Raw genomic sequence first — 26,402 nt, forward strand, 5'->3', positions numbered from 1 at the left:
CTTTTTATATAAATGGAAGCTTTTCAAAGCACAATCATGTATCGACGAAATTCAATCTATTTCTTAATTTTCTAATTAGAACTATTATTTATTTTGAATAAGCTCCTGATGAATATGTTAACTCATAACTATGTGTGTATATTTCAAAAACGATTCCGAAAGGATCTTCTACATAACACATCTTAAAGGGCTTGTCTTTTGGGTAATATTCTCTAATTGGCATTCTTTGTTTTCCGCCATAAGCTATAATTTTATCAATAAGCTCTTCAATGTTTGGGTCTTGAATACAGAAATGAAAAAGGCCAGTATTAAAAGGGTTAAATTCTGGAGCTTCTTTAATGCCATGAGGAAAAGAAAATAATTCAATTCCAATTCCATCTGATGTTGCTAAATGAGCAATTTCAAATTCAGTCCAATCGCTTCCAAAAACATCAATACACATTTGGCCTATAGCTGTTTCGGTTTCTTTTTTAACGGTAGCAGGTTCCATAATAATATACCAACCCATAACTTCTGAATAGAATTTTACGGCCTTTTTGATATCTGGAACTGTAATACCAATATGCGAAAATGATTTAGGATAATTTTTAATTGCTGTCATAAAATGTAATTTAGCCTACAAAATTAATCTATATTTACTTTGTAAGCAATATCTTACTAAAAAGTAGCATAGTTACCCAGACGAGTAAATTGATGATTATTAAAACTTTAAAAATATAAAATTGAATAAAGAAAGTATTTGTCCTTTAAATTACACGATGAATTTAATAGGTACAAAATGGAAACCTTTAGTTTTATTTCATCTTTTAGAAGGCAATTTACGCTCAGGGATATTACAAAAGCAGATTGAAGGTATTTCAAATAAAATGTTTACACAAACGGTTAGAGAATTAGAGAAATATGGATTGATATCAAGAAAAGTATTTCCTGTGGTTCCGCCAAAAGTGGAATATAAATTAACCGAAAGAGGTAAATCTCTTGAAACTATTTTAAGAGGTTTAGATACATGGGGTTTGGAGGATATTCAAAACTAATTAAATAACATATTATTGCTTTCTGATAACGGTCTTTTAAGTTTTTAATACATTCCAATGTAAAAAACAAAGATTCAGCTTACTTTTACAAAGGTGCCTAAGAACCCGTGCTAAATTTAGCATGCACTTCGATCACTTCCTATTCGTCTTTTTGCAATTCTTTATCAATTATTACTATGAGCGCATCGGTTGTTTTAATCATTTCGGAATACTCTTTGGTTAAGGTACTGCTGTTAAAAGCAGAAAGAATAAATCCGTTTTTATATGTCTGATTATTGAGTAGGGCGTTTACTTGATTTACATCAAGCTTAACAGAGGTTTCATTTAAACTTTTTAAGGAAGTCTCTAAGTCGACCGTGGTAAAGAAAGGATCATATAGATAACTTTCAAAGTCTTGTTGCATTTCGTTCTCTATAAAAGCAACTTTCTTGAATTTGCTTTGCATATTCTGTAAATGATCTTGTACGTCTTTGTTTGTTAGGATAGAAAAATTACCTGAGTTCAATAATTCTTGGTACGTATTGTCATGCTGCTCAAATGGAAGCCAAACCATAATATTTAAACTATGCCTATTAAAAGCAACCACATCTAACTCCTTTCTTTTATTAAAATAGTCCAGAATACTATCGGTTGACTTTATAGAGTTCTCCCTATCAATAACAAAGGCTTCGAGAGACGTTCGATTTAAGTTAAGATCTAGTTTTATGTTTTCTAGATAGGTTTTTTCAAGGTTTCGGATAGTTCTGTCTTCATTCCAGTTATTAATTTGAACTGCGATTAAAATTCCGATTACTACCAGAAAAGTTTCGCCAATAGCATACCTTATATACTTTCTGTTTTTATCCATAAGTTGGTATCTAGCACTTTTAAAGAATTTCATCATTGGGTAGTTGTTGGTGTTAATGAAGACCTATGTATTTATAAACTTTCAACCTCTAATTTACTAAATAAAAGCTACTTAGAGTAAGAATAGGAATTAACTATCAAAAAAACAGGTAGAATATTAATGTAAAAAAGGCAAGAACTACACTATTTTTATTCTCATCTGTGAATTATGTAAGTTTAAAAAAAAATTGTGTAATATTTTGAGAAGGATTATCTTGTACCTTTACAACAAATATTTTATCAATTTAAAAAGCCCTAAAATGAAAAAAACAAGACTTTATGCACTAATAATGATGATCTCATTAAGTACTTTTACAACAATCAGTGCTGCTGATAAAAATCCAAAAACAACAACGCCTACAGAGATTCCTGCAGAAATTCAGGTGATGCTTAATCGCCTAGAAGAAATAAAAGAGATGGATAAATCCAATCTTAATCGTGCTGAGAAAAAGGAACTTCGTGTAGAGACTCGTGCACTTAAATCTAATGTAAGATCATCAGGAAACGGAATCTATATATCTGCTACTGCAATTATCATTATTCTATTAATAATCATTATACTGTAAGTATCAGTTTCTTATTTGCTCCCTAATTTTTACTTTTAAGGATGGTATATTTTAAACAGAAAAAGCGGTAATAGCCCTATATTACCGCTTTTTCTATTTCATTTTACAGATAGTCTCCATAAACAATTTAATTTACTGTTAGTTTATAGATTGTTATTTCTGCATTTTAAATCTTTTGTTCAAGAATAAAGCTACGCTTGTAAATAACTCAAAGTGGAAATAAATTAAGGATCTTTTTTAGGTACAATTTTATATATTTTTAAAGTGCTCTTATTTTAATTTGTTTAAAAGAATGGATTGCAATCTTAAGATTACATTTTATCATCTCATTTAAATTAAACCTCATATATATTCTTTCTTTGTGCTCAATTAAAATAGTTATAGTTTGGTGAATCCTCTTAAAATAAGATATAAGAAGATTTTCTAAATTAAAACTTGCTTTTTTAAAATAATTTTATTTTTAGTTATAGCTATTTGTCAAATAGTTAAAGTTAAGTATTGGGTCTTTGTTCTAAAGCGGAGTGGTCTTGAGTCTTTTATCGGGTAATAATGACATTCCTTCTATAAATTACCTAAAAAAGTAAATATTTTTAGATATGCATCTTTTAATTCCGCTTCACTTGGGCTGTGAAAGCTTTTTGGTCTCTATAGTAACACATCCAGTTAGGTCGGTTGTTACAATCGGAATTCCTTTTTTTAATCGGTAATTAAGATTTACAACATTTACTCCTTTTTTTAAATAAAGCTCAATATATCTTTCTTCTTCGCTTTTATCACTTATATAATAACCACCGCCGTTTAAAAATACAATTGTGTAATTCTGCTTGCCAAAAGATTTAGCGTCTTTAGGTAGATAAATGTCCGTTTTTTGTGCTGTATCAATACCACAAGAAACATCTTTTTGCACTTGTTAGGTTGCGGTAATTTGTTGTGGCGATTTGGAGCATTTTTGTATACGATTAAAGTGTGTACGCAAGAATTATTTTTAATCTCCCCACAAAATGTTGTATTTATAAATAGGCTGTTTATATTTTGATGAAATTTTATGCAAAATATTTATTTTGAATGCAAACCAGCGTAAAATGAGTTAAAATCAATCAAATGTGATTCATCAAGGGTGAGAAGTGGCTGCTTTTCGTAATAATATCATTCATCAAGGATAAAAAGTCATTCATTAAGGGCAATATGTGGTTGCGCTAGGTCTATAAATACTATCAAAAATGATTTAATTATGGTAAAATATAATTGGGTAAGGGCAAAAAGTCATTCATTAAGAGTAATATACCTCTGCGCTAGGGCAAGGTTGATGCAAGATGCTTTAGAGCTACAAGTATTTTCCTTTTTAATTGTGCGGTTCAATATGAATGAGCACGTGTCCTAAATTTTTAATTTCTGATCTTAAATAATCTTTTAATGTGTGCGCAATATCGTGCCCTATTTTTACAGATATTTCACTATTTACAATTACATGCAAATCTACGTGGAATTTCATTCCAGATTTTCTGATAAAACATTTTTCGGTTCCTAAAACACCTTGTACTTCGATTGATTTTGCTCTAATTTCAAGAATAAGATCGTCATACAATTGCTCGTCCATAACTTCGCCTAAAGCAGGTCTTAAAATTAAGTAACTATTATAAAGAATAAAACCAGCAGCTAACAAAGCAGCCCAGTCATCTGCAGTTTCATATCCTTTACCAAAAATAATTGCTATCGAAATACCAATAAATGCCATTACCGAAGTTATTGCATCACTTCTATGATGCCAAGCATCCGCTTTAAGCGAAGAACTATTTATTTGTCTACTTTTTTTAATTACAATTTGATAGGAGATTTCTTTCCATATGATAATGATGCCCAACACAATTAAAGTCCAAGATTTTGGAATTTTATGTGGTGTTTGAATGTTTAGAATACTCTTATAAGCAATTATTGTGGCAGAAACTACCAAAAAAACAACAACACCAAAAGTAATTAAAGGCTCAATTTTGCCATGTCCGTAAGGATGATTTTCATCCGCAGGTCTTTTTGCATATTTAAAACCTAGTAAAACTAAAAAGGAAGCAAAAATATCTGTGGTAGATTCAATAGCGTCTGCAATTAGTGCGTACGAATTACCAAAAAAGCCTGCAAGCCCTTTTACAATCGCTAAAATAGTATTGCCAATAATACTAAAATAAGTGGTTCGTATTGCAGTTTGTTCGTTGGTCATTTAAATTTATTAGAATTGTGGTGCTTACTGTATTACTGCAAAGGTTGTCTAATTAGATACGTTTACCAAGAAATATTTAGGACTATTTTCAATAAAAAAATTAAAATAAGTAGTGTGTGTTGAACCTATAACCATTAAAATGAGTTTTTTTTATCATCGGGATTTCTAAGAAGTTGGTTTACATTATTCAATTACGCTTATAAAATTTGGCAATGATATCCGAACCTTCAAAACTAGTGAGTTGTGCAAGGTTACTAAAAAATTATATAATACGAACGTTTTCATTTAAGACTTCTTGGTATTTAGTTTTGTAAGTTATTTTTTTAAGATTTAAAGGGCGGTTTAATTTTCGAGCCTAGCGATTTTTTTTTCTATGTTGGTAAGTAAATCTTTAGTCTGCTTTAATATATTGTAACTGTAGTTTAATCTAAACGACCCGGAAGTTGCTGTTGAAAAAAGCTAGGAAATTTTTAAATTCACTTGCCTTTTTTAATAGGTCAAAATTATTTGGTCTCATTTCAAAGACGGAATTTCTAGCTCTAAGATATTTATTCCACCAATATAAGTAGCCATAAAAAGTCTTTCTATGCCGCTTTGTTGGGTGTATTATATCATCGAAAATTTGTGATGATTATAGAGTAGGCAAGAAGAAGCTATTATTCATGTTTCTATACTTGCCTACTTTACTATTTATGTATGTTAATTTTTACGCAATCCTTCTGCAGTACGATCTTCTTTGGCAGGTGTTGGCGTGCTCGTTTTTGGGTTTGTTTTAACTAACTTTAGCACCTCAAGCACTACCTTTTCCATTTGAGGATCACGTCCTTTTAGTAATAAGTTTGGGTCGTCCCAAACAGTAAAATCTGGCTTAACACCCACACCTTCGTCAAACCATTTGCCCGAGTTGTAATACAATCTAGCACCAGGAACTGTTATACCTCCGCCATCAATTAACTGATGCCCCGTTGCTGGGCCAACTAAAATACCAATGGTTCGTTCACCCACAATTGGGCCAGCATCAAGCTCTCTAAACGCCCAAGGAAGGCCGTCGCCACCAGAACCTGCCCAACCGTTAATTAACATTCCCATCGGTCCTGTATTCGTTTTTGCAGGTTGGGTAGTTGTTTTGCCATGTCTCCAATACAAATTATAAATAACGGGTCTTGTTAGCAATTCAAGGAACCTGTCTGCCAATTGGCCACCACCGTTAAAGCGTTCATCAATAATAAACCCTTCTTTGTCTAGTTGCCCATAGTACATTTTTACAAGATCTAGCTGTCCTCTTGGCGAAGTATCTGTCATGTATACATAACCTAGTTTGCCGTCAGAAAGTTTTTCGACGAGTAATCGGTTGGTTTCAATCCAATTTAAATAGCGAATATTTTCTTCTTCATTTTCTGTTAAACAAGTAACAACGATGTCTTTTGCATCGCTTAATTTACCTGTCTTACTTATTTTTAAAACAACTGTTTTACCATTTAAACCTTCAAAGGCTGCAAACGGTTCTTTGTCTAAGGGCAACGCCACACCGTTTACAGAATGGATATAATCACCCTCAGAAACATCAACACCTGGTCTGTCAAAAGGCGACCTGTTTTCTGCATCCCAAGCTGCGGGTTTTACAATTCTTTTTATTCTATAACCTTTAGAATCCATGCCCCAATCAATCCCTAAATAACCTGTGCTAACGTAGTCTACAGTTTCATTATCGCCGCCACGAGTATAAGTATGTCCTGCACTTAATTCTGCCAACATGTTCGATTGTAGATAAGAAATATCCCAACGAGATCTTGCGTCTTCGATAAGAGCACCATAACGCGTTCGCATTGCTTGCCAGTCTACCTGTTGCATTTCTTCATCATAAAAGAAATCACGGTATCTTCTCCAAGTATCCTTAAATATTTGTCGCCATTCTTCCTTCGGATGAAGTTCCATTACTAAACCATCTGTAGGTATTGCATCCTTAATTTTTTGATCTGGCTCTGGTTTAACAATTGCAAATTGTGCACCGACTTGCACTAAAAGTGATGCGCCATCGGCTGTTTGAATTACGTTGCGAACTTTTGATATAATCGATTTCTCTTCGCGGTCTTTTAGGTCATAAAATAGCAATGCAGGGTCGCCTCCATCCGATCCTGTATTTGGGTAGCGCATGTAGGTAACTTTACCGTCGAAGGCCATTAGTTCTCCTAAATTACCTGGTTTAATTGGTAAAATAACAAGTCTGTTTTCGAGTCCGTTCCAATCAATTTTAATCGGTTGGCTCTCTGGTTTGGCTTTCTTAGACTTCTCTTTGTTTTCTGAAAGTTCTTCTTTCTTTTCAGCTTCTAAAGCATCATTTTTTGCTTGTAAAATATAAGGCGAAGCATCACTTAAACTAATTGCTGCCAATTGCGTTGCGTTTGGATAAATCCAAGTTCCATCACCTAAGGCACTATAAGCAGCATCAAAATTTCTATTGGTAAGAAAGAAAAGGTACTTGCCATCTTTGCTAAAAACAGGATCACTGTCGTTATAAAAACCGCTGGTTACCTGTTTTGATTCTTTACTATTTATATCATAGATAAAAATAGCTTCGTTCGAATTTTCCATACCAATAGCGTAGGTTAGATAATTTGAATCGTGCGACCAGTTGATAGCGTATCCATTGCGGCTACCGTGACCATAATTCCACATATAATTATCTGCAATTTCTATTTTGCCTGAAGCCACATCGACAATGCTAATATCATTTTTTTCGTCGATAAAGGCGAGCTTGTTGCTATCTGGAGACCAGTAAAGCGCATAGCCATATCCTTTATTTCGAGAGGTAATTTTTCTTGGCGCTTTTTCTTCGCGCATTGCTTGGATGTAAATTTCATTCTCTCCAGAAGCATCACTCCAATACGCTAAATGGTCGCCGTTTGGAGACCAAGATGGACTGCGGTCGAAAGCACCCGAACTTGCTGTAATATTATGCACAAAACCATCTTTTACAGGTACATTAAACAACTCTCCACGAGCCTCAAAAACTATACGTTTTGCGCCAGGAGACACTGTTGCATTGTTAATGTTTCTCTGAACATTAACTCGTTTAGACATTTCTAAGGTTAAATCACTAACTACGGATACTTTTATTTCTTTGGACTGTTCGGTAGCAAGATCCATAAGGTGCAATGTGCCACCAACTTCAAACACAAGATTTGAGGGTCCTGCGGATAAATAGGTGATGTCAAAATCTTTAAATTGGGTAACTTGCTTAATGGCTTCGTTTTTTGTGTCATAACTCCACACATTTAAACGCATATCATCTGCACGATCTGATAAGAAGTAAATTTTATCGCCAGCCCAAGCAGGTTTGCCGTCGTTTGCTGTGTTATTCGTGATGTTTTTAGCAGTGTTGTTTTCTAAATTAAATAAGATAACATCGGATGTTAAACCACCACGATATCTTTTAAACGGATACGTTTCTGTAATCTTGGTAATGTATGCCAACTGTTTTCCATCAGCAGAAAAAGAAGCTATTTCACCATAGGGAATCGCTAATTTCTCGGGCATTCCTCCGTTTTTTGAAATTAAAAAAAGTTGGTTTACACGACCTGACGGAATCCCTGTTTCGCGACGAGAGGCGAAAAGAATTTTTTCACCATTAGGATGCCATTCAACCATTCGATCTGAATGTGAGCCATAGGTAATTCTTTTTGGAACACCTCCTTTGATGTTCATTACATATACATCAGGATTTCCTCTGTAACTGGCAGTAAATGCTATTTCTTCGCCATTTGGAGAAAATTTTGGATAGGATTCTTCGCCTGGGGAATTGGTTAGTTGGGTTGCAACGCCTCCGTTTTTATCCAGTACCCAAATATCACCGCCATAAACGAAACAAATTTGAGTTTGAGAAACATCGACATAGCGCAAAAGCTTCGCGTTAATTTGACTGTAAGAATAGAAGCTAATAAAAGCAAAAAAAAGTGTGAGTATTTTTTTCATAATAATTTGGTTAGTTCATGTAAAGAATTGACTTTAAATGGTTTTTGTTGAGTAAGCTCTAAATTACTAAAATAAAACGAATTAGCTTTTAATCCGTATATTTTTTGAAAGAAGGCAAGAGCAAACAATAAATTTGATAGCATGTTTTAACGAGTTATTCAATCCAATACCCTTCGAGCATTACTTTATAGATGGTTTGCGAATTTTTTATAGCATCTAACGGGTTTTTGTCTAGCATCAAGAAACTGGCAATTTTGCCTTCTTTAATACTTCCAATTGTATCTTCCATTTTTAAAAATTTAGCAGGCGCAATAGTTGCAGAACGAAGAACTTCTGCATTGGTCATGCCCGCTTCAGACATAAATATTAATTCTTTGTGCGCACTATAACCAGGAATTATTGAAGGGTTCCCTGCATCTGAACCCATGAGTATAGTAACACCCGCTTTGTACATTGTCGTAAAATTTTTAAGAATATTTTCTTTATGCAAATCTGGATCAAGATTGTAACTGCGAACCATCATTTGTCTAACGAACCAGTTTTCTAGGCTGCGATTAGTTTTTGCAGAACTGTATTGCTGCATAAAAGGATCTTCTAAAATTTCTGCAGAGCCAACATATTGAAATATATATGCCACAGAAAGCGTTGGTGTATAGGCAATCGAATCTTGAATCATTTTTTCTAAGATAGGATCAGCACTTGTTAGTAACTGATCTTCTGGGGTATGAACAATAACATTTGCGCCGGTGTTTACAGCGTCTTGCAAATCAGCTTTACGCGTAATGTGAGCAAAAACAGGTAGGTTGTATTCTGATGCTTTTTGAACGATTTTTTTTGTCAATTCATTTGATAATCGTGGTTCTTCTGAAGCACCACCTAAACCAGATTCTACCATTACTTTAACGCCGTTGAGGCCAAGTTTTTTCTTTTTAGAAAACATTGCATCCAAATCAGTTTCATCTGTAATTGTAAATATGCCTTGTTCATGAAGATCTATTTGATCTTCTGGTAGGCCCGTCATACCAGATACAAATGGAATTGGATAACCACCTGGTGCCGTTAGTATACTTCCAGTTGCTAAAATCATCGGGGCTACGATTTGATGCTTTTGTTGTTTTTGTATAAGTTCTGCGGTAACCTCTTGATTAAATCCGTGGCCGCCTAACGTAAAAATCGTACTCACACCGTATCTTGCAAATTGCTCTAATGCCATTGGTCGGGTAGATTCTTCTGGAGGTATTAATCCGCCGCTATTTAAATGGGTGTGCATATCAATCATCCCGGGCATCAGGTATCTATTTTTTGCGTCTACAATTTTATAACTTGCTTTTAGACTATCAGAAATTTGACCTTCAAAAATCTGCTTAAAAACACCGTTCTCTATGATTAGATGTTGATTTTTAAGAACGATACCAGCTTCAACATCAATAATATTTGCATTGGTAATTAAAAAACCACTGCTTTTATCTGGGCTATAAACCAGGGAAGCTTGAAGTTTTAGCACATGTTTTTCTGAATTATGGAACCAAACGAAATAACCTGTTACACCAATCAGTAAAAGGACACCTACTACGATACCAATAAATTTTAAGACTTTTCTCATATATTTTGTTTTTTAGCTCTTTTTTAAAGAGGATACTTGCTTTTAGTATTTAAACGTATAATTTTTGTTTTCTTATGAATAAATTCACTTGATTAGAAGCGAACTTTTATATTCTTTTTGGATTATTTAAATTGATCCGTATCTACATCTTTGATAAATTTTATCAATGCAGGGAAGTAAGTTTCTGGGTCGTCAAATTGGGAAAGATGGCTTCCGTTTGTGGTTACGCTTCTGCCGTTTTGTACCTCTGTAGCCATCCATGACATGTATTTTGGATCCATTGTATCATATTTTGCTCCGAGCATTAAAGTGGGTGTTTTAATTTCTTTGAGTCTACTAGAAACATCCCAATTTTTTAAGGTCGCATTACCAGTCATTCCAAACTCACTATGACCCTGCATATAGACGTAAATATTTGGATTGAGATGTTCAAAAAGTAAGTTTATTGATTTTGGCCATTGTTCGACAGGCTTTCTTAAAATATGTTCTGTATAATAATTATTCATTAAAAGCTCGCTATATCTTGGATTATCAAAATCGTTATTTGCTTCCAGATTCATAATTTCTTTTAGAATAGCAGGATCCATTTGTTGCCCTAAAACTTCATTGGCATATTTTGTATATGCTGGTGCACTTGCCATCATATTTGAAATGATGAGTCCTTTTAAATTATCCTGATATTTTAAGGCATATTCCATCGCTAAAATTCCGCCCCAAGATTGACCAAGCAGATAAAAGTTATCTTTATTAAGGTTTAAAGCCTTTCTTATTTGTTCAACTTCCTCCACAAAATGCGCCGTTGTCCAAAGGGTAGAATCGTTTGGTTTATCACTGTAATAAGAATCTAATTGATCGTAGTAGATGTACTCAATTTCTTCATTGGGCAAATAGCCGTCAAAATTTCCAAATTCCTCATGCGTTCCGCCAGGACCACCGTGAAGAAGCAAAACGCGCATTTTAGGATTGTTTCCCATCCGTTTTGTATAGACATTAAAAGTGCCTTTTGGCGTTACGATAGGAATCATTTTAATACCGCCTGTAGTTTGGTCGTCACTCTTAGAGTAATCGAAATAACTGCTTTTATCAGTATTAATAAGAGCTGTTTTTTTATTTGTGCAACTCATTACGAGTAGCAATATCAGTACTATTGATGTTATTACATGTTTCATAATTTTAGGTTTGGTTTAGGTATTGCTACTTATTTGTGTTAGGTTAAGAAACTATCTCCGAATTTAAAACCTGTTAGCATTCTCATCCGTAGATTTTTACTAGGTAATTAATTTTATGCAACGCTTGTTATTTTTTAAATTGGATCAATTTTATGATGGTTTCTGATTTTGATTTCATTTTTTCATAGGATGCTATATAGGAACTAGACATAATAGTCATGATGAATAAGCCATTTTTGTATTCTTTACTTTTTAATAATGAGTTGAAACTATCGATGGTTATTTTCTGTTCTTCAACTGTTTTTTGGCCTATAAATACAGGAAAAAGTTTTTCTATATCTAAGTGTTTGGATGCAGGTTTAGAAATATACTCACGATAGTCAAAAGTTTCGTGCGCTATGTTTAAATTGTTTGTTTTATAAAGTTCTTCCAACTCAAGTAAAAGCAACTTTATAGCATCATTTGAGATTAGATTAAGATTCCCAGAATTGGACAGCTCTAAAAAGGTGGTATTGTTTGCAGAAAAATTTTCTTCCATTAAGCTATTGACCACATTTTTTGCTAAGTTAGTTACGTTATTAATTGGTTCACCATTTATTTGTTGTATCAATTTTTGGTCTCCAAGAACTCTGTTTTTTCTAAAGTTAATTAGGTAGTCTAATCTTACTAGATCTTTCTTTAGGTCAAGAACAATGGTAGAGAGATACTTCGCTTCTCTGTCTTTATCCGTTCTTTCGATGTTCCAGTTATTTACTTGCAATGCAATTAGGATTCCAATTACTACTAAAATAATTTCTCCAATTGCATATTTAAAATATTTTCCAGTTTTACCAGCCTTACCGGCAGGCAGTTTTTCCATAAGCACGTTTTGGCGCATACGCCTAAAGAATTTTAACATTGGTTTATTGGTTAATTATACTAAAAGTAAATGCACTTAAAACTAGTTATTATTTCTCTTCGAGTTTTTTTAATTTGTCTTTAGAAGAAGCGTCTTTATCCAAAGAAACAGATTTCTTATAATTTTCGATTGCTAGATCTTTATTCTCTATCGCCACATAAAAATCTCCTAGTGAATCATAAGCATTATAACTTTGAGGGTAACTTTTTACGTAAAGCTTAAAAAATTGTTCTGACTTTTTAAATTGTTTCATATTTAAAAACCGATATCCCCAAGTGTTCAAATAGTCTTCATCTGGTTTTATTTCTCTTCCAAACTCTTTTGATAATTGTTTGTAGTGACTTTCAACTTTGGTTGCAAAATCACTTTCAGGATTGTCGTAATATTCCAACTTAAATTTAAATTGATAGAAGTCAAAAATAGCGCGCATTGCATCATAACCTGCAATTAATGTTACGCTTCCATGATCATCTTCTTTATAGTATTTCGATTTAAAAGACAGGCGTTTTTGAGTGTCATTTTTAAGATGCATTTCAAGTTCTAAAATAGCTCGTATATGTCTTGAATCTTCGGAGGTATCTTTTTTAACACTTATGGTATCCATGCCTGCAGTCATAGTATTGGCAATTCCTAAAAAGAGCCTTTTATTACTGTACTTTTTATCTAGTACTGTTTTCTTAATGGTTTGTAGTAATTTAGTATCATCCCAGGACATAGAAGGATCAATTGCAACATAAGCATTAAATAAATTAGGTTTGTTTATCAATGTATTCATAACAGTTAGCCCGCCAAGAGAATGGCCAATAAACATGCGATATGGGTCTGTAGGATACTTTGAGTCGATATACGGAATTAATTCTTTCTCAATAAAAGACATAAAATTTTCTCCTCCGCCAGAATTTGCAACCATGACACTATCTATAAGAGGCAGCTCTAGTTTTGCTTTTGTAGGTGTTAAATCTCGCCATCTATTGGTATTCGGGATTCCAACCACAATCATTTGAGGGCAATTAGCACCTCCAGATTCAGAACTCATTCGCTGAATCATTCCAACTATTGAAGAAAAATGGTCATCTCCATCTAACAGATAAACAACAGGGTATTTTTTCTTTTGATATATGCCATCAGAATTCTCTTCTGGAACATGAATCCATATTTTTCGTTGTTCGTCTACTATTTTAGAATTTAAACTGTCAATTTTACCGATAGTAATATCCGTATTGTGTTGTGCATTCGTTGTAAAAAGGCCGAAGCACAGAAAGAAAACGATATATAATTTTTTCATAATTTATTTTAGTTTGGTTCTCTTATTTTGTTGTAGCAATTTCATTTTCAAGAAATGCAATAAGCGATATAATACTCTTTTCTACTCTCATAGCTCTATCTATAACCGCCTTGTTTTCGCATTTAATTGCGGATAATAATTTATAAAATGACGCATCAGCAAGCATTCTTTCATAGTCTTTAGAGGTAATGTGTGCTTTAATATGGAAATCAAAATCTCTACTAAACTCTAAATTAAAATATTCTATCAATCTAGACCCACTATGATTTGTGTGAAACAAAAGACGCTCGTCTTCATATCTTCTGTAATAAGGATATAATCTTTCATAATTTGTAGAAATGGCGTTTCTTAAACTATCATTCGATATAATCTCAATACCTTTTGAAACCAATAAATCATAGCCGCTTTTATTTGGATCAAAATGCGGAGTAATTCTCAATAGAGCCGCATTTTTTAGAAAACCTTTTGAAAGATTTTTCTTATGTTCTATTGATGTTTTTAAGAAAGTGCAAGCAGTGTCTACTTCTTGCATTACTTGAATTACAAGTTGAAGTACGTTTAGATCATTTTTTAGATTTCCTTTTATTTCTTTTTGTATTTTTAGTTCTAGTTTGTCCGTTTGTCTTGCTTTAGTCCATATACCTATTTGCAAAGCAATCAAAATACCAATCACTACAAGAAATATTTCACCAAATGCATATAGCAAGTATTTATTGAATTTATTTTCAATCAACAACTTTTGGCGAATTTTTCTAAAGAATTTTATCATTTTGTTAGCAAGTTTGACCTAATTTTAAACAGCATAAATTGCAGTTTTTTGTAAGTGTATTAAAGATCAAATAGTTATTTAATTATCGTTGAATCTTCGACTATCGGAATAAATATTGCAGTTTCACTAGAGTAGATTACTTTCCAAGAATCATCAATTTTTGTAAAAACTAATGTTGCAGCAAATGGATCTACTTTTATTTGTTGCAGATTTTTCATTGTAACAAGTGCAGATCCTCCATAGGTTAAAATGACATTTTTTTTATCAATAAATGTAAACATCAAGTCGGTTTCAGTATATTTTTGATGGTCTAATGCATCAAAAAAATCTTTATTAGATTTGATAAAATCGGCATAACCAGTAATTACTCCATTACTAATAGCAATAAACTCAGGAATATCTGCGTAAGGTTCTGTTGCTTTTTCAAAATTTCTAGCTTCACTACTTTCAACAATTTGTTTAAGCACAGCTTGCACTTCCGTTTTTATTATTGTTTTGTCTTGGTCGGTTAGTGTTGCTACTTTGTTGGTATTGCAAGATGTTAATACGAATAAAGTTACAGTTAATAGGGTTAGAATTATTTTTTTCATTTTAAAGTTTTTTAGGTTAGAATTTATTTGATGTAAAGTTGGCATTCGTAAATTTTTGATAGTATTGCTATTTTTTTATGGAACTTACTTCTCAAATAGAATTCATTAAAACCAATAGTAATGTTTAGGGAAAAATGTTTTATAAATGAAAAAAACGTGAGTTAAAAGCAAAGAATATAAAGTTTTAGTTGATAATGTTTTGGTGAGTAATTAATTATTCAACCGGAATTAAACCTAATTGCTGATAAAAAGATAAATTATCCATAAAGTCTTGTTCTTGTGCTATTTTACCATCTTTCATTTTAACAAGTGTTACACCATCAATATCAACATCTTTTCCCGAAGCAGGGATTCCGAAAAATTCTCCTGTATGCGTTCCTTTAAAAATCCAATGTTTAACAATTTTATCACCTTGGCCAAAAACATCCACAATGGTGAATTCAATATTAGAAAATCCAGTTAAATAATTTTGATAATACGCTTTAAAATCTTTAATTCCCACTATATTTTCTGTCGCAGAAATCATCTTAATATCAGGATCAAAATTTGTCTCATTTATTTTGTCAATTTCTCGGTTGTTAAGTATGTCATCCCAGACAGTTTCATACATTTTTAAATTTTCATTTAATTGTTTTTCGGCAATTTCTAAAGCAATATGTTCTGTAGTTGGTTCATGCACAACTTTATTTTTACAGCTAATTATTGATGATAAAAGTAGTAAAGCAAATAATTTGCTTAAAAAGGTCTTGGTTAGGTTCATAAATGTATTTTTAAAATAGTTGCCTACTCTATTTCGGTTTTCGGCTTACCCGTTTTTATTAATAACGACCAATAAAATAGAAGCAACCTTATAATAGATGCTTTTTGGTTACTATTATCTTTTGATGTTAAAAGCTTTTACGTTAAACAGTAACGTATGTATTTTTATTTTAATTTAGGGAAGTGTAAAGTATTCGTATTCAATTTTATAACTTCGGAAAGCTACTCCTTTTTTTTGGATTAAAATGCGCTAGACGAAAGATAAAAAGTAAATGTGCATTCTAAAAAAGTAGAAACAAGCTTAGAGTTAAGCTAAGCAACGAAAAAGAAGAAAAGAGAATGTTTTTTTGAAGTTATATGTTTTTGCTCTTTTAAGATGGTATACTACACATCTAATTTTCAAATAAAGATCCTTCAGTTTTTTAAAACCTGAAGGGTCTTTCTAAATTATAACACCTTAATTACCTCTTTAAAAAGTGTAATCATTTTAGGTTCAGCTTTACCCGCAATGGCAATAGTTTCTGATATTTCATCAAGGTGCAACTTTATCTCGCGTCTGGCTGCAACTTATATCCGGTCAAGGTGTATTTTGTTGCGGGTCAAGGTGGGTTTTGAAAAAGTACTAGTATATCGTGTCAAATATACTAGTATATTTTTGTAAAAGATGTAGTATTTTTATAAAGTAAGGAAAGATATTCGTGTATCAAACAGTTTGCTAGCCTATAAATATATGATAAAAAAGAAATATTCTCTAAAAAAAATATCCAAATTACAACACCTTAATTACCTCTTTAAAAAGTGTAATCATTTTAGGTTCAGCTTTACCCGCAATGGCAATAATTTCTGCAATATTTACAGATTGTAAATTTTTAGGATCACATTCATCCGTTAAAACAGAAATAGCAGCACAATGCAAATTGAGTTGTTTGGCAACAATAACTTCGGGCACCGTACTCATACCAACAGCATCGGTTTCTAAAATCTGTAGCATTCTGTATTCTGCTCTTGTTTCTAGTTGAGGTCCTAAAACACTTGTGTAAACACCTTCATGTAAAAGAATGTTCTGTTCTTTAGCGATGGTTTTTAATTTTTGATTGATTTCTCTCGAATACGGTTCTAATAAATCAGCAAAAATGTTACCAAAATCATTGGCTCCTTTAAAAGCCAAAGGCGAACTTCCTTGTAAGTTAATATGGTCGTCAATTAGCATTAAATCTCCTTTTTTATAGGATAAATTAATGGCGCCTGCAGCGTTCGAAATCAATAAATTTTTAATCCCTAAACCATGCATCGTTCTAATTCCGTAGGTAACTTCCCAGGCATTGTATCCTTCATATAAATGAAATCTACCAGCCATTACCAATACTTTTTTTCCTGATAATTCTCCGTAAATTAATTTCCCAGAATGGAATTCTACCGTTGCCACAGGGAAATTGGGAATGTCGGCATAGGCAATTTCTTTTTCAATCGAAATTTCTTGCACTAATTTTCCTAAACCTGTTCCTAGCACAATCCCTATTTCTGGTTGCGTAATTCCTTCGGATTTTAAAAAATTGATAGTTTCTTGTAATTGTTGTTTTTTCATTAGTTTAAAAATTGTTGAAAAGCAGGATGGTGTTCAATATCTTCAAAAACATCCACATCATTTAGTTCTTGCAACAAATGTACTTTTTTATCTTTTAAATCTTCCAAAGTTTCTTTTCTAACAGATGAAGTTCCCCATTCTTTATTTTTAAAAACAGCTGTATGCAAAGAATTCATCCCTAATAAATAGTAACCACCATCTTCTGCAGGCCCGATAACAACATCGTTAGTATCTAATTCTATAAATGCATTTTCAATAATTTCTGATGTTAAATCGTACAAATCACTTCCAATAATTAGTACTTTTTGGTATCCAGCATCAAATCCGTTTTTAAAAGCATGTAGCATTCTAATTCCTAAATCTTCTCCAACTTGTTGGTGTTTCTGACAACTATTTTCATCCCAAATATCGTTAGATCTGACTTTTACGGAATAATAGACCGCTTTATCAGCTGTAACTTTAGATGAAACCTCTCGTGTTTTTTCTAATAAAAATTTATAGATTTCTAAAGCAGTTTCATCACCCACCGTTTTTGCTAAACGTGTTTTTGCTTTTCCTAATTCGGGATTTCTTGTAAATATTAAAAGTAAATTTTTACTATTTGAATTCATTTTTTAAAAACTTTAAACAACTAACAACTAACAACTAACAACTGAAAACTTTTTTCACTAATACACTTTTTCACCTTTCTTTAACCATTTACTCCAGTTTTCATTAAAGGTATGTACTTTTTCTGTAGCGTTTCCTAAGGTGTCAATTACCTGAAAATCGGCATTTTTCCATTCAAAAATTCCGCCATATAGATTATAAACATTCGTATAACCTTCTCTAATGAGTTTGTCTGCAATTTTTTCTGAACGAATACCCAAAGAGCAATACACCACAATTTTAGTATTTTTATCTTCGGGTAATTTTTTTAGAGTTTCGTTAATTTTAAAATCATCGTAACCAACAAAAATAGCCTCTTTAATATGACTTACTTTAAATTCATTTTCTTCTCGAGCATCTAGCAAAATAGCATTCGTTTCTGGCATTGCTAATGTTTCTACAGACATATAAGGAACATTTTTGTTGTTCCATTTATTTAGTAGTTTATCTAATTTTTGCTGACCAAAAGTGGATGAACTTATTAAAAGAAAAAGTAGTACTATTTTTTTCATTCGTATATTTTTGTAGTTCTATGTTTGAAAATTCTTAAGTTGTAAGCAGGTTGCTTCGTGCCTCGCAATGACGTTTTTTAAAAAACTAGCAACATCCACCACCATCATAATGAAAAGTAGACGCAGAAAAGAAAATGTCATCTCTGCCTAAACTTTCTAATGCAGCAGCAGTTTTATCACAAATAGCTAAAGGTTGATTTTTTAATAAAGTATGTCCTTTTCCGTCATCAAAAAAAGCATCTTCACCATAATAAATAGCTGCTTTTCCAGTAAAAATGCAAGGACCATCTTCTGGCATCGGATCTTTTATTGCGGCAACTTCGATAGATTCTATATAAATTAATTCGTCTGTTGGATAGCTCTTCGGGTCTAAAATACGATATGGTTTTCTCGCTCTAATTTCAATCGTTCCAAAACCGGCATCGGTCAACGCTTTTACGTAATTTGCAATTGATAAGCTTCCGCTTAAACACAAAGCGCGCAAACGATCATCATTGCGCAATTCTTCATTCATTTCTTGCTCACACGTTGGGTCGCTCATTACTAACTTTCCGAGAGGTTTTAAAACCCGATACATTTCTGCAATTGCTTTCTTTAAATCATCCGACTTAAAAATATTAAACAAGCAATTTTGAGCAGCAACATCAATAGAGTTATCATCCACAGGTAAATCCATCGCATCTCCTTTTCGTAAATCTACAAACTCGCTTTTAAACCAATCATTTTGTTCTTCGGCAATTTTAAAGTTTTTTTGAGAAGCTTCTAACATTTCATCCACAACATCTAAACCAATAACGCCACCTTTATTTCTGTTGAAATAAGCAAATTGTAACAATTCCATACCACCACCAACGCCAACATATAACATTTTAGGATTGTTGGTTAAATCACGTGCATGAACTGTAGAACCGCAGCCGTAGTTCATTTCTTGCATAATTCTTGGAATTTTTAACCCTGGTAATTCCCAAATAGGATTTGTAGTACAGCAAAGACCAACATCTGGTGTTAAAGCAGCTTCTCTATATACGTTATGTGTAGTTTCTAAATAGCTCATATCTATTGTTTTAAATGTTTTATTAAAGTTGAATTCCGAATCCTTGTAAGCCACTTTCAAATGGTGGTAAAATTTCTGTATTATCCCAAATTCCGGTAACAATGGTTCGCGAGTATTCTTCTGGTAACAATCCGTTTTGCATCAACTTGCTTGTTAATTTGTAATTGTACTTTAATGTGTGATGTGTAAAGTTAAACAAATCATTCGAGTCTTCAAGAATTGCATACCAAACATCCGGACTTCCGTCATTTGCAGGCATTCCGATAACGCCAGGGTTTAACCAAAGTTTATTTTCTTCTTGATGATGAAAAGGCAAACCGCAATGACCAGCGATGATTACATCAGAATTTGTAGCTTCAAAATTTGGTTTTTTAATTGCCCAATCGGTCGATTTAAATATAAATTCTGATACATTAAAATACGAACCATGAACAACACTTACTTCTTTATCAGCATATTTAAAATTGATATTATTTGGCAATGTTTTTAGAAAATCTAAAGAACTTTCTGATAATTTACTTTGTGCAAAAGGATACCAAAGCAGCGAAAAACCGTCGCATCTAGAACCTTCTCTAAAATCGCAGCCACAATCATCTGCATTTTCTCTTAACTGAATTTCTACATTACCAACAATACTTTTTGCGCCCCACAATTTAAACAACTGCACCGTTTCTTCTGGTTGTGCGCAATAGCCAACAATATCGCCTGTACAAATACAGTTTTCTGGTGCAATATGTTCTTTTTCTGCAATTTGCTTTAAAGCTTCTACTGCTTGTAAATTACTGTAAACACCACCAAAAAGAAGTGTTTTGCCAGTTATTTTGCCTAAATGTGCTATTTTTTGATCCATTTCGGAATAAAATATAAAATGATACAACTACTAATTCCCCAAATATTTACCCATAATAAAGAGGCATACTTTCCTTTTGTAAAAATTAATGCTTCTGGAAAAACATCAAAAATTAGAAAAAAACCGAATATCAATCCGCAGAAAACACTCAAATAAAAACTAATTTTTGGCACTTTTACTTGCCAAAAAATAAAAATGGGCGTTAAACCAATCACCATTGTTCCAGAAATGGTAGTTGCAGATAATATTTCAGCATTTAAAAATACGGGAATTGTTCCTAAAACGGCAACAATAACCATGGTAATTCTTCCAAAGGAAATAGAGGAACCTACATTTAAATCGATTGCTAATAATTTAGAAAAAGAGGAGAAGGTAGAGTCTAAAGTAGACGCTGCCGAGGTAATCATTATAAAATTAATAACTAATAAAATAACAACGCCAAATGCTTTACCAACCTCTACGGCTGCTTGGCCAGACATTCCTTTTGTTTGCGCGTACACACCAATTAAACTAAATAATACAATACAAATTGCACCCAAAACACTTGCCCATAAAAAACTTTTTTTTGTTACTTTAGGCGATGAAATAAAACCTCTGTCTGTTAAAACAGGATCGTGAAAAGGGTAACTAAATGATTGAATTATTGCGGCAAAAAAGAGATTTAAACCCAATTCGAAACTCCAAGTTCCTGATGTTATTATTTGTTCTGATGAAAAATCATCCGTAGAAAAAATAGTTCCTAAAATGATGAGCAATAAAACAGAAAATAAGACCATTTGAATTACATCTGTAAATATAGAACTACTTAAACCGCCTTTTATGGCATAAGCCAAAGTTAAAACCGTAAACAAAATTATTGCCCAATAGTAAGAGGCACTGCCTTGGTTTCCAAAATAACTACCAATAACCATGGTGTTACTCCATACTTCATTAAAAAGACGAAAAGCGATCAAAATAGAAAAAATTGCCATCGCTTTTTTTCCGAATTTAGAAATTAGAAATTCGTGAATGCTTTTAAAACCTCCTTTGGTTCTTAGTTGATAAATAATAATTCCGGCAACGGCAAAAGAAAAGTAATAACCGGCATACGCAACGCCACCAACTAACCCAAAACTAAGGCCAAGGTTTGCTGCGTTTGTAATACTTTTTGCAAAAATCCAAGAAATAATTAAACTCCCAGTTAGCACTAAAGTATTTGGCGCCTTTTTTTTGTGAACCGCTTTAAAAAACTGATCTGTTGTTTTTGCAAACGGAGATAAAAAGAACAAGATTAAACTCGATACTATTATCAACGCCCATTGCCAATTAATTACATCCATATTATTTGTTCCACCAAACTTTTACATCCAGACTATTTCCGTTTGTTGCTGTTTCTGCTATTTTATAATTTTCTGAATTTAAAGATGCAGCCTCCGCTGGATACGGCATTCTTACAGGAATTTTCCCGTTATTTAAACTTGCTGAAACATTTTTTAAAGCAGGAAAACCTGTTCTTCTAAATTCTATCCAACCTTCATAGCCATTAAGTACAGAGGCAATCCATTTTTGAGTAATAATCTGTTGTAAATGCGATGTTCCTATAGCATTATAATTTGCTTTTGTTGCTAAATAAGTAACCGGTAAATTTGTGTTCCAATATTCAAAAGCTTGGGCAACTGCGGTACTGTATAGCGTTTCTGCATTGGTAGTTATAAAACCTTTTTCAGCAGCTTCTGCAAGTAAAAAATTAGTTTCCCATGCCGTTATAAAATTAGCGTCTAGGGTAGAGGTGTCTTCTCTAAAAATGGCGCCAGACAATGAATATTCTGATAAAGCAATTGACGTTGTAGATGAATTTATACCGTTTATCAAACCATTAAATTGATTAGAAGTTGAATTTGAAAAGGGTCTAAAAAAAGTACTAATTCTAATATCATTTAAATCCGTTAGAACTTCTTCCATCGTTTTAGAAAGTACAAAATTATTAAAATCTCCAACTCTTAATTGTGCGAGTCTAAAACTATTTGGTTCTGAATTTGTAAAATCAAAAATGGCATTTTCAGCATTATTTTTGATGTAATTTCCGCTTGTAAATATTGCTTGCAATTGTGCCGAAACATTCACTTTACCAGAAATTCTGATTAAATATTTAATCTTTAAAGAGTTTGCAAATTTTACCCAAGCATCTAAATTTCCGTTGTATAAAATATCTCCTTCTAAAGGTATCGAACCAGCGTACGCATTTATTGCTGCAATTCCTTTGTCTAAGTTGTCTAAAACTCCGTTTTCATTTTGATAAATATCCTGCTGTAAATCATACGCAGGCGTTACGGTTCCTTCAATACCGTTGAAAGCTTCAAAATAAGGAACATCACCAAATAAATCTGTTAAACCAGCAGCCATATATGCTTTTAAAATATAAGCAGGACCTTCATAAACTTTAAAAGCAGGAGTTTCTTTGGCTTGTTTTAAAATAATTTCATTGTCACGCAAATTGGTGTAAAAAATTGGCCAAGGATTACCTCCTAATTGCGGACTTTTTAAATCGTGGCGATCAAATAAATTAAAATCTAAAGCTGTTCTATGTTGTGCTAATAAATCGCCAGCAACAAAACCCTCAAAACTCATGTTTTCGCCAAAGTCATAAATAACTTGTCTTAATAATAAGCTAGGTTGCACAGAAACGGGTGCATTCGGATTTGTGTTAATTTCTTCAAAATCCTTGGTGCAGCTTGCAAAAGTAAATGCAAAAATTGCGATTGTATATATAATTTTTTTCATTTTTTATTTTTATTGATATTCCCACTTTCGTGAGAACTAGAAATTAAACCCTACTTTAAACCCTAAACTTCTACTTGAAGCATAACTCATGTCTTCTACACCGCTTACAAAACCGTTTCCTTGAACCGCTAATTGTTCTGGATCAAAATGCGGATTTTCTGTAATCACAAATAAGTTATTTCCGATAAAAGAAAAACTCATTGTAGAAGTATCCGCCAAACCTAAAAAGCCTTCGTTAAGATTTAAGGTGTAGCCAATTGAAAACTGACGTAATTTTAAATAAGAAGCATCATATACATTATTTTCTTCATGATTTCTATCATAAAATTGTCTGTAATAACTTTCTGCAGAAACAGCAACGGTATTTGGTTGCCCTGTATTTATATTTACTCCTTGCGCAATAATACCATCTGTTGGTCTATTTGCAGTTTCGGCTAATTGCCCACCAACGTTTCCTAAAGCACGGGTTCTAGAAACAATTTCTCCGCCTTGTCTCCAATCGAACAAGAAACTTGCAGTCCAGTCTTTGTAAGAGAAACTGTTGTTCCATCCTAAGGTAAAATCAGGATTGTAATTCCCAATTTTAATCAAATTATTATTGGCGATAAAACGGCCATTGTCATCTAAAAGAAATTGTCCGTCTTCATTTTTTTGATATCCTGTTCCGTATAAATCTCCAATTCGTCCGCCTTCTTCAACTTGAAACCAAACCGTTTGGTTTGCGCTATTGTAAATTCTGCTGTATGCCAAGGTTAAACGTCCTTCATCTTGCGGTAAATCTTTAATGACAGATTTGTTCGTGGCAAAATTAAAAGTAGTATTCCATTTAAAATCAGTCGTTTTTATTGGGTTTCCGCTTAAAATAATTTCAACACCCGTTGTATTTACTTTTCCGCCATTAATAACTTGTTGGTTATAGCCAGACGAAATTGCAATTGGTAATGAAATAATTTGATCTTTAGTCGTTGCATTATAATAGGTAAAATCGATGTTTAAACGGTCTTTAAAGAAACGTATATCTGCACCAAATTCATACGAAGTGGTAAGTTCTGGTTTTAAACTTGCATTCGGAATAAAGTCTTGATTGCTAAAAGTTGCTTGTCCGTTAAACGTTGTTTGAGATACAAAAGCACCAGATGTTTGATACGGATTTGTGTCATTACCAACCTGCGCAACACTTGCTCTTAATTTTGCAAACGAAATGCTTTCTGGTAATTTTGTATAGTTTGATAGAATAAAACTCGAAGAAACCGACGGATAAAAGAAAGACGTTCCGTCTATAGAAAACGGCGTAGCCAATGCGCTAGACCAATCATTTCTTCCTGTAATATCTAAATATAAATAGTTTTTGTAGCCTAATTTTGCAATTCCGTATAAAGAATTAATTCTCTTTTTAGAATCAAACTGAAAAGCTTCAATTGGCGAAGCAGCGTTGTTTAAACTAAAAATGCCAGGTTGTGCTAAATTGGTCGTTTGTAATTGTTTTGTAGACGCATTTTGGTCTAATCTATTTCCGCCTACTGATGCATCAAAAGAAAAATCGCCAAAATTATTTGAGTAGTTCACTAAGAAATCGGTGTTTACTTCTCTGTAAAAAACATCATGTTCTGCATAGGCTCCGTTTTTAAAACGGTTAGAACTAAAATTACGTTTAAATTTTCTTTTTTCTGATGAATAATCCATTCCAGAACGCAAAGAAACGCTCAAGTTATCTGTAAATTTATGATTGATTGCAATATTCCCAAAAACACGATCTCTATTAAATGAGTTGGTGTTTTCATGTAAAATAAAGAAAGGATTGTCAAAAAAAGTATAGTTAAAAGAATATTGTTGCACGCCTTCTAAACCCGGTTGCCAATAATCTCTTAAACTATTAATATCTAAAGATCTTGGTCCCCAGGCAACTAAAGAATAATTTGCGTTTTCACTTCCATAACCATTTGCGGGTCTATTATCGCTGCTAGAATTTACATAATTAATAGAAGAGGTTATTTTTGTCTTTTCCGTCGGATTAAAATTCATCTTAAAAGCGGCTGTTTTTCTGTCTAAATTTACACCAGGAATGATCGATTCGCTGTCTAAATCTGTAACAGACAATCGGTAAGAACCGCGGTCAAAACTATCTGTGATCGAAATATTGTTAATGCTGGTAACACCTGTTTGATAAAAATCTTTTAGATTATTAGGGTTCGATTTAAACAATGTAGGTGTAATTGTAGCTCCATTATATAAAGAGGTATCTCCACCACGAACAGTGGTTCCGTCTGGTAAAGTTACCGGAGAATCAAATTGCGCAATCAAGTTTCCTGCGTCTAATCTTGGTCCCCAAGAATAGGTAATATTATCATTTTTTCCGCCACCTAAACCATCTACATATTCAAATTGACCAGAATTTCCTTGTCCATATTCGTTTTGAAAATCGGGCAAACGAAAAGCACTTTCAAAAGAAAGCGATGAGTTGATGCTAATTCCCAAACCTTTCTTTTTTCGTCCGTCTTTGGTTTTTATCACAATAACTCCGTTAGAAGCACGTGTGCCATACAAAGCAGCAGCACTTGGTCCTTTTAAAACCGTTACAGACTCTATGTCGTCTGGGTTTACTTCCATTGCGCCGTTACCAAAATCTATTTCTTGAAAACCAGCCGCTGCTTCATTGGTAAAATTAAAAACAGTATTGTTGTTTATTGGTGTTCCATCTACTATAAAAAGCGGATTGTTATTAGAGAAAGAGGCTTCGCCACGAATGGTTATTTTAGAAGAAGAACCAACGCCAGTTGCGCCTTGTGAAATGGTTACACCTGCTAATTTTCCTGATAAATTATCCAAAAAATTAGGTGTTTTTACTTCGGTAAGTTCTTCGGATTTTAATTCTTGAACCACATAACCCAGCTCTTTGGTTTTTCTGTTAATTCCCAAAGCAGTAACTACAATTTCATTTAAACTAGTTTCTTCTGCTACTAATTGAATATCGATAGTTGTTTTATTGTCTGTGGATACTTTTTGAGTTTTATATCCTAAATAGGTAAAAGTTAAAAATTGGTTTTTATCGGAAACCTCAATACTATAAGTTCCGTTTAAATCAGAAGTAGTGCCATTTTTTGTGGATGTAGAAATACTTACAGAAGGAATTTTATCGCCAGTATTTTTATCGGTAATAGTACCTGATATTTTTATTTGTGAAAAACTGATGCCCGTAAAAAGCAACAAAATCCACATAGAAATGTGTTTCATTTAAAATGATTTGTGTGTAA

Annotated in this window: 22 protein-coding genes; 2 read left to right on the top strand and 20 right to left on the bottom strand. The window is 32.9% G+C overall.

The genetic code is table 11. From position 1 onward, the window contains the following. Positions 1 to 88: 88 nt before the first annotated feature. On the bottom strand, positions 89 to 601 hold the full coding sequence (locus BTO16_RS15810) for a VOC family protein (protein WP_105022613.1): 513 nt from the start codon (positions 599 to 601) through the stop codon (positions 89 to 91). A 157-nt stretch (positions 602 to 758) separates the two neighbouring features. Between BTO16_RS15810 and BTO16_RS15815 the strand changes: the two genes are divergently transcribed. Continuing rightward, positions 759 to 1,034: a winged helix-turn-helix transcriptional regulator gene (locus BTO16_RS15815; RefSeq protein ID WP_105022614.1), complete on the top strand. Its 276-nt coding sequence runs from the start codon at positions 759 to 761 to the stop codon at positions 1,032 to 1,034. Between the two features lie 139 nt (positions 1,035 to 1,173). Here the strand turns inward: BTO16_RS15815 and BTO16_RS15820 are convergent, their stop codons facing one another. Beyond that, a complete protein-coding gene (locus BTO16_RS15820; protein ID WP_105022615.1) occupies positions 1,174 to 1,917 on the bottom strand; it encodes a hypothetical protein in 744 nt (247 codons plus the stop codon). Between the two features lie 262 nt (positions 1,918 to 2,179). On the opposite strand from BTO16_RS15820, the gene BTO16_RS15825 reads away from it, so the two are divergent. After that, positions 2,180 to 2,485 (top strand): hypothetical protein, encoded by a 306-nt coding sequence (locus tag BTO16_RS15825; protein WP_105022616.1) that lies wholly within the window; start codon positions 2,180 to 2,182, stop codon positions 2,483 to 2,485. A 616-nt stretch (positions 2,486 to 3,101) separates the two neighbouring features. Here BTO16_RS15825 and BTO16_RS15830 read toward each other — a convergent pair. The 18 genes from BTO16_RS15830 to BTO16_RS15920 form a co-directional block, all read right to left on the bottom strand. Further along, positions 3,102 to 3,392: an alpha/beta hydrolase family protein gene (locus tag BTO16_RS15830; RefSeq protein WP_105022617.1), complete on the bottom strand. Its 291-nt coding sequence runs from the start codon at positions 3,390 to 3,392 to the stop codon at positions 3,102 to 3,104. A 435-nt stretch (positions 3,393 to 3,827) separates the two neighbouring features. Continuing rightward, positions 3,828 to 4,697 carry a cation diffusion facilitator family transporter gene (locus BTO16_RS15835; protein WP_105022618.1) on the bottom strand — a complete coding sequence of 290 codons (870 nt, stop codon included), beginning with the start codon at positions 4,695 to 4,697 and terminating at the stop codon, positions 3,828 to 3,830. A gap of 699 nt (positions 4,698 to 5,396) precedes the next feature. Continuing rightward, a complete protein-coding gene (locus BTO16_RS15840) occupies positions 5,397 to 8,669 on the bottom strand; it encodes a S41 family peptidase (RefSeq protein ID WP_105022619.1) in 3,273 nt (1,090 codons plus the stop codon). A 154-nt stretch (positions 8,670 to 8,823) separates the two neighbouring features. Further along, positions 8,824 to 10,272 carry an amidohydrolase family protein gene (locus tag BTO16_RS15845; protein ID WP_105022620.1) on the bottom strand — a complete coding sequence of 483 codons (1,449 nt, stop codon included), beginning with the start codon at positions 10,270 to 10,272 and terminating at the stop codon, positions 8,824 to 8,826. Between the two features lie 122 nt (positions 10,273 to 10,394). Next, complete coding sequence (locus tag BTO16_RS15850; protein WP_105022621.1) at positions 10,395 to 11,441, bottom strand: proline iminopeptidase-family hydrolase; 1,047 nt, start codon at positions 11,439 to 11,441, stop codon at positions 10,395 to 10,397. Positions 11,442 to 11,568: 127 nt separating this feature from the next. Continuing rightward, complete coding sequence (locus tag BTO16_RS15855; protein ID WP_105022622.1) at positions 11,569 to 12,300, bottom strand: DUF6090 family protein; 732 nt, start codon at positions 12,298 to 12,300, stop codon at positions 11,569 to 11,571. A gap of 88 nt (positions 12,301 to 12,388) precedes the next feature. Next, entirely contained in the window at positions 12,389 to 13,624 is a 1,236-nt protein-coding gene (locus BTO16_RS15860; protein WP_105022623.1) for an alpha/beta hydrolase-fold protein, read from the bottom strand. A 22-nt stretch (positions 13,625 to 13,646) separates the two neighbouring features. Further along, entirely contained in the window at positions 13,647 to 14,393 is a 747-nt protein-coding gene (locus BTO16_RS15865; RefSeq protein WP_105022624.1) for a DUF6090 family protein, read from the bottom strand. Between the two features lie 74 nt (positions 14,394 to 14,467). Next, entirely contained in the window at positions 14,468 to 14,983 is a 516-nt protein-coding gene (locus tag BTO16_RS15870; RefSeq protein WP_170064481.1) for a nuclear transport factor 2 family protein, read from the bottom strand. A 214-nt stretch (positions 14,984 to 15,197) separates the two neighbouring features. Next, positions 15,198 to 15,743 (bottom strand): ester cyclase, encoded by a 546-nt coding sequence (locus tag BTO16_RS15875; protein ID WP_105022626.1) that lies wholly within the window; start codon positions 15,741 to 15,743, stop codon positions 15,198 to 15,200. 768 nt (positions 15,744 to 16,511) lie between these two features. After that, on the bottom strand, positions 16,512 to 17,327 hold the full coding sequence (locus BTO16_RS15885) for a purine-nucleoside phosphorylase (protein ID WP_105022627.1): 816 nt from the start codon (positions 17,325 to 17,327) through the stop codon (positions 16,512 to 16,514). Further along, positions 17,327 to 17,938: a TIGR04282 family arsenosugar biosynthesis glycosyltransferase gene (locus tag BTO16_RS15890; protein ID WP_105022628.1), complete on the bottom strand. Its 612-nt coding sequence runs from the start codon at positions 17,936 to 17,938 to the stop codon at positions 17,327 to 17,329. The genes BTO16_RS15885 and BTO16_RS15890 overlap by 1 nt, the downstream gene beginning before the upstream one ends. A gap of 57 nt (positions 17,939 to 17,995) precedes the next feature. Continuing rightward, a complete protein-coding gene (locus tag BTO16_RS15895; RefSeq protein ID WP_105022629.1) occupies positions 17,996 to 18,487 on the bottom strand; it encodes a rhodanese-like domain-containing protein in 492 nt (163 codons plus the stop codon). An 85-nt stretch (positions 18,488 to 18,572) separates the two neighbouring features. Then, positions 18,573 to 19,541 (bottom strand): arsenosugar biosynthesis arsenite methyltransferase ArsM, encoded by a 969-nt coding sequence (arsM, locus tag BTO16_RS15900; protein ID WP_105022630.1) that lies wholly within the window; start codon positions 19,539 to 19,541, stop codon positions 18,573 to 18,575. Between the two features lie 22 nt (positions 19,542 to 19,563). Next, positions 19,564 to 20,391, bottom strand: a complete 828-nt coding sequence (locus BTO16_RS15905) for a metallophosphoesterase family protein (protein WP_105022631.1) — start codon at positions 20,389 to 20,391, stop codon at positions 19,564 to 19,566. Further along, positions 20,376 to 21,710 carry a sodium:solute symporter family transporter gene (locus BTO16_RS15910; RefSeq protein WP_105022632.1) on the bottom strand — a complete coding sequence of 445 codons (1,335 nt, stop codon included), beginning with the start codon at positions 21,708 to 21,710 and terminating at the stop codon, positions 20,376 to 20,378. The genes BTO16_RS15905 and BTO16_RS15910 overlap by 16 nt, the downstream gene beginning before the upstream one ends. 1 nt (position 21,711) lies before the next feature. Then, entirely contained in the window at positions 21,712 to 23,151 is a 1,440-nt protein-coding gene (locus tag BTO16_RS15915; RefSeq protein ID WP_105022633.1) for a SusD/RagB family nutrient-binding outer membrane lipoprotein, read from the bottom strand. 36 nt (positions 23,152 to 23,187) lie between these two features. Continuing rightward, positions 23,188 to 26,382, bottom strand: a complete 3,195-nt coding sequence (locus tag BTO16_RS15920; protein ID WP_105022634.1) for a SusC/RagA family TonB-linked outer membrane protein — start codon at positions 26,380 to 26,382, stop codon at positions 23,188 to 23,190. Positions 26,383 to 26,402: the final 20 nt, after the last annotated feature.

The organism is Polaribacter glomeratus, assembly GCF_002954665.1.
GTDB classification, from domain to species: domain Bacteria; phylum Bacteroidota; class Bacteroidia; order Flavobacteriales; family Flavobacteriaceae; genus Polaribacter; species Polaribacter glomeratus.